Source organism: Actinosynnema sp. NPDC059797 (assembly GCF_042732085.1).
Taxonomy (GTDB): Bacteria; Actinomycetota; Actinomycetes; order Mycobacteriales; family Pseudonocardiaceae; genus Actinosynnema.
Genome location: NZ_JBHWIE010000424.1, coordinates 1 through 5,625, shown reverse-complemented (window position 1 = coordinate 5,625; position 5,625 = coordinate 1). Strand labels below are relative to the sequence as shown.

The 5,625-nt window shown below is 72.9% G+C and carries 2 protein-coding genes; one reads left to right on the top strand and one right to left on the bottom strand.

Annotation, left to right across the window (positions count from 1 at the left end; all coding sequences use genetic code 11):
• Positions 1-125: 125 nt before the first annotated feature.
• On the top strand, positions 126-944 hold the full coding sequence (locus ACFV4N_RS38940) for a DUF1963 domain-containing protein (RefSeq protein WP_499677699.1): 819 nt from the start codon (positions 126-128) through the stop codon (positions 942-944).
• On the opposite strand, the gene ACFV4N_RS38935 is transcribed toward ACFV4N_RS38940, so the two are convergent.
• The coding region (locus tag ACFV4N_RS38935; protein WP_499677698.1) for an NACHT domain-containing protein at positions 934-5,625 on the bottom strand (4,692 nt) is incomplete at its 5' end. The genes ACFV4N_RS38940 and ACFV4N_RS38935 overlap by 11 nt on opposite strands.

Genomic DNA, 5,625 nt, shown 5'->3' with positions numbered 1-5,625 from the left:
CAAACCTTAACCTATCATGCCGACCCATGTATCTATAAGAGAAATTCCGCCGCGCGGCGGCCGACCGGGGCATCCCGGACGACGAGATCGACGAGTTCGCCGACCAGCTCCGGTTCGAGGTCTGGATGTGCTCCCCCGGCCCCGGCGACGAGATCGCCGGGCAGGCGGGAGGACTCCCCCGGCTGCCGGTGGGGGTGGAGTGGCCGAGCAGCGGGAAGGGGGTCCCGTTACCGTTCATCGCCTCGGTCGACTGCGCGGCCCTCCCCCGGGCCGAGGGGCTGCCCCTGCCGGCGGACGGCTCGCTGCTCTTCTTCCTGCACCACGAGGAGGACCACCTGGCTTGCCTCGGCACGGGCGAGCCGGAGTTCGCGCGGGTCCTGTACGTCCCGGCGGGCGCGGAGACGGTGGTGGCGACGCCGCCGCCCGACCACGAGAACCTCAGGCCCTACCACCAGGACATCCCGTTCCTCATCCCCGAGCACCGGCTCTCCGCGCGGGTCGAGCCGGCCCTGCCGGAGTGGATCGAAGAGCGCGATGAGCGCGACGCCGAGTTCGAATCGGAAACCGTGCAGCGGTTGCTCGAGGAGCTGGAGCACCTCGACGAGCTGTGCGAAGTGGTCGACGACCTCTGGCCGGGGACGGGTCCGGGCGGCGCGATCAGCCTCGGCGGGCACTGCTCGGAGATCGGCGGCCAGGACCCCCCGTTCACGCAGTTGGCGCTGTTCAACCTCAAGGACCGGTTCGCGGCCGAACCCGACCTCCCGAGGGCGGAGAAACACCGCCTGGAGAACGAGGAGGAGGACCGGTTGACCCGGGAATGGGTGCCGCTCGTCCAGTTCTCCACGGAGAGCGAAGTCTATTACGGGTGCTTCCTGATCAGCCTCGACGACCTCGCCGCCAAGCGCTTCGACCGGGCGCGCTCGTTCACCATGTTCACCGAGTAGGCGAGCACGCGGACACCCACGTCCGGCGGGCCTCCTCCCGGCACAGCTCGCTCCACCGGGCCAGGTCGCGGGCGGCCCGCCGGCGCACGTGGCGCGGGACCGACTCGTCCCGGGCCACCGCCCGCACGGCGACCGAGGCGCTCTCCCGGAACTCCCGGCCCAGGTCGGCGGCCGCTTCGGCGCAGCGGACGCGGACGACCGGGGCGCTGCGGGCGTCGCGGGCGGTTCGAAGGAGTTCGAGGGCGGCGGTCGACGGGGTGACGGTGCCCAGGGTGGCCAGGATCTTCACTCGTTCGAGTGGCTTCGCGGTGGGCAGCAGGGCGCGCAGGGTCTTGACGACGAGGGCGCGGCGGGCCGGGGCGGTCTCGTTGAGCGCCTCGGCCGCGTTCGCCCTGGTGGTGACGGGCAGAGTCGTGTCCGTCGCCATCGCCAGGAGCAGCTCCTCGCTCCGGCGGCGGTCCAGGTCGGCTAAGTCGCGGGCCGCGCGCCAGCGCAGGGCCGGGCGGGTGGCGGGGTCGGCGGCGAGGGCGTCCAGCAGCCGTGTGGCGGCGGCGCGGTCTTCGGTCGAGCGGACCAGCTTGACCGCTGCCCGCCAACGTGACGCGGGCGTCGCTCGTTCGTCGTCGCGGGTGGCGCGGATCTCGGTGGGGTCGTCGGAGGCGAACTCCACGGGGTGGCCGGTGCAGCCCCGGGCCAGCGCCTCCGCGCGGTACTTCGGGCCCAGGCGCGCCAGTGCTTTGCCCACGGCCGCGCAGTCCGGGCGCTCGTCCCACATCCGGCGGAGGACGTCGGCCGCCTCCGGCACCAGCCGCAACGACAGGTCGGCCAGCGCGGAGGCGGCGGCGATCCGCTCGCGCCACGGGGTCTCCGGAGCGGCCAGCACGTCGCGCACGGCGGCCTCGGCTTCGGCCGCGAGCGGCGAATCGTCCCACATATCCGGATGAGGTATGCGCTGGTCGATCGGCAGCGCGTGGTCGGCCAGCAGGATGCGTTCGACCTCGGTGCGGATATCGCGGGGCAACTGGCCGATCAGTCGTCGGCGGGTGGTCGGATCGGTTGCGGGATGGCGTGCCACCTCCGCCAACACCTCCGCATCGACGTCGAGACCGAACCGTCCCATTGACACCAACCAGTAAGCAGCGGCCGCTCGTTCACTCGGTGTGGCCCGGGGGTCTCGGACGAACCACCGGAGAAGGGGGAGCGCGAGCCGCGTTGCGGATCGGTCGGTCAAGGCCAGCTCCACCGCCGCCTCGCTCCGGACGGCGATACTCGCGTGTTCGTCCTTCATCACCGCGCCAGGGTCAATCAGGCGGGACGGGCCGGCTGCGAGCGCACGCAACCGGGGCTCAACATCAACGCCCAGACGGATCAGCGCAAGGACAGCGTTCCGCCAACTGTTCGTGTCCGGGTCTTCCTCCTGGTGTAACACCGCCTCGGCTGCCTCGGCCGTGTGCTCCGGAGCGATCTCGGCCAGGGTCACCGCCGCACCACAGCGGGCGTAAGACGGGCACGCGGGGTCCGCGACGACGGTGCGCAGCGCGGTCACGACCTCGGCACCGGCGAACCCGAGCTGGTCCAGAGCAGCGCAGACCCGCCACAGGCGGACCGACGTGGCATCCGGGTCGTGCAGCAAGTCCCGCAGCGCGCGAGCCACATCCCGCCGAAGGCCGACGCCCATCCTCGCGACGCTCTCGACGAAGTAGGGGAAGTCGAACCTCGGCAGGGTGACCGAGCCGATGAGCGCGCGCAACTCGGTCACCGCGGCGCGGTGGAAGCAGCCGCTGAAGCCGGCCAAGCTGTATACGGCGGAGGCCTTTGACTGAAAGCTTCGGGTGGGATCTTTCAACACACGCAGCAGCGCATCCGCGACCCGACCTGTGTCCTCATCGGATGACACGAGATCCTTCGCCGCGACGAAGACCCATGCGGGACTTTCTCCGATGACGTCGAGCAGCGCTGTCAACGCCTCGTCGTGGTGCTCCGTCCCGGAACGCAGCACTTCCTGCCACGCGCGGAGCGCTACATCGTGGTCGAGAGAGGTGGCGATTTCCCGGAAGCACCTCATCACCTCGGCGATGAACTCCGGTCCCGCCCCCATGAGCCGTTCGGCCGCGTCCCAGCGATCCGCAGGGGCCGCCGCATGATCACCCGCTTGCTCCCGCAGCAGTTCGATCGCCTCAGCTCGATAAGGCTCTCCCAGTTGGAGGAGGCTACCGAGCAGCACCACCCGCCACGTGGCAGATAGAGGTGCGTCGGAATACAAACGCCGGAGCACCTCTGCGGCTTCGGCGAAGAACTCTGGGCCGAGATCCGACAGGTGTTTGGCGGACCACCGCACCTCGCTCGGGGTGGACCGGCTGTCCGTCATCACTGATCGCAGGTGCCCGATGGCGACCTCCCTCCGCCTCGGGTCAAGGCTCAGCAGTTGAGCGGCGCACCGACTTCGGTCATAGCGCGTCAGGTCCGGTTCGGCGAGCATGGCGAGCAACCGGTCCGCCGCCGCGACCCGGTGCTGCGGCCCCAGCTCACCAAGGACGCTGGCGGCATCCGCGCGGTCGTAGGAGCCGTGGCGGTGATCCGCGATGAGGGCGGTGAGCAGCTCGGCGGCCTCCGCAGTGCCCTCCGGTCCCAGGGATGCCAGCCCGAGCGCCGCATCTCGCCGACCCGCCATGTCCTTGACCGGGTCCTCCAGCACCGCGCGGAACACCGACGCGGCAACGGAGTGGAACTCGACGCCGATCTCGATCAACCCCGTGGCCGCCTCCACCAGGTCCTGCGTCGGCGTCTCCTCGCTCCCCACGAGCCTCGACAGCACCTCCACCGCGCACTGCCGCGCCGCCCCGTCGAAGGCCGCCAGCAGGACACCGGCGGTGCGGCAGTCGTAGCCGGACGCGAGCGGGTTCGCCAGGACCGCCCGCAGCCCCCGTTCGGCGGGTCCGCGCTCGGCCTCGCCGCAGTCCGCCAGCGCCTCGGCGGCGGCGAGCCGGTCGCCGACCGCCGTGCCCGGGTCGTCCACCAGGTCGGTCAGGAACGCGATCGCCTCGGCCGAGTGGTCGCACCGCACCCGGGACGCCAGGGCCGCCGCGGCTTCCGTCCTCGACCGCCACGGCGCGGTCCCCGCGCGCATCAGCTCGACCAGCCACCCCGCCAGTCCCGGGTGGTGCGCGGCCCGGCAGGTCTGGGACAGGATGTCGCCGCCGGGGTGCTGCCTGGTCATCGCCCACGCCCGGACGGTGCCGAGGAAGGCGTCCACGACCTCCTCCCCGGCCGGCACCCGCTTCGCCAGCAGCCGGGCGGCCAGCAGGTGCTGTTCGGCGTCCCCCGCGTGCAGCGCCTCGACCAGCGGGTCTGCCTCGGCCGGGCGCAACCGGGCGTAGTGCAGCACCACGGCCCTCGCGTACCGGCCGCGCTCCTCGGGCCGGGCGGCGTGCAGCAGGCGGGTGAAGTCCTCGTGCGCCGGGTCGAAGTGCTCGGGCAGCTCGCGGGCCCGCGCGGTGGCCGCCAGGTGCTCGGCGAAGCTGTGGTGCAGGAACCGCAGGTCGTCGCCCCGGACGACGAGCGGGCCGACCGAGACGAGGAACGAGGTCAGCTCGTCGGCCCAGTCCGAACCCCGCTCCGGCGGCGGCACGTGCCGGTGGACCCACTCCCGCGCCGCCACCACCAGCGACGTGTCGGTCTCCAGGCGGACGCGGCCCAGGTGCTCCAGCAGCGGGGTCCGGTGGTCCTCGAAGCGGCCGGTCGACGTGCGGGCCGCGCGGAGGAACGCCAGGTATGCCTCGTACAGCTCGTACTGGTTGTCGGGCAGCGGGTGGTCGTGGCGCTGCCCGAAGATGATCGCCGCGATGGTCGCGAGCAGGGGCACGCGCACGAGTTCGCCCAGGTGGGCCTCGCGGACCTGGCGCACGAACCGGTCCGCCAGGTCGGGGCCGTCCTCGGCGAACCAGTTCTCGGCGAAGCGGCGCAGCGCCCGGTCGTCGAACGGCTGGAGTTCGTAGCGCGCCGCGCCGACGCGCTGCAGCGGGGCCAGGGCGGCACCCTCGATCGGCCGCGTGGTGACCACGACCCGGTAGGCGGGCTCCTCGGCCAACGCGGACAGGACCCGGACCAGGCGGTCGCGGTCGGCGCCGTCGGCCACCTCGTCGAGCGCGTCCACCAGCAGCAGCCAGCGGCAGCCGGCGACGCGGTCGGTGAGCAGGTCGGCCCCGACGGGGGTGCTCAGCAGCGCGCCGTACTCGGCGCGGGCGCTGTCGGCGAGGGCGCGGGTGAACGGCAGGTCGAGCCGCTTGGCCAGCTCGCGCGCCGTCAGCCGCAGCGGCACGACGGGTTCGGCGAGCGGGTCGTCCTCGCACCGGCCGCACCACCGGCCCGCGACGTCCGCCGCCAGGCGCAGCGACAGCGTCGACTTGCCCTGGCCGGCCCCTCCGGTGATCACCAGGTGGTCGTCGCCGTCCAGCGCCTCCCGGACGGCCCGGGCCGGCGGGCGCACGGCCACCCGGGCGACGGGCGGTCGGGGCGCCTCGACCAGGTGGCCGTGGCCGTCGAGGATCGGGGTGGGCGGCGGTTCCGGTCGCGGTTCCTCCGTGCCGGTGCTCAGGTCCTGGCGGACGTGGACGGCGGCCAGCGACGGCCGTCGCTGGCCGGGGAGCCGGTACGGCAGCTCGTGCGCCGCGTTGACCTGGGC

Excerpts from the sequence above, each read along its gene's own strand:
- ACFV4N_RS38940 (WP_499677699.1), top strand. The coding sequence starts at position 126 with ATGTGCTCCCCCGGCCCCGGCGACGAGATCGCCGGGCAGGCGGGAGGA.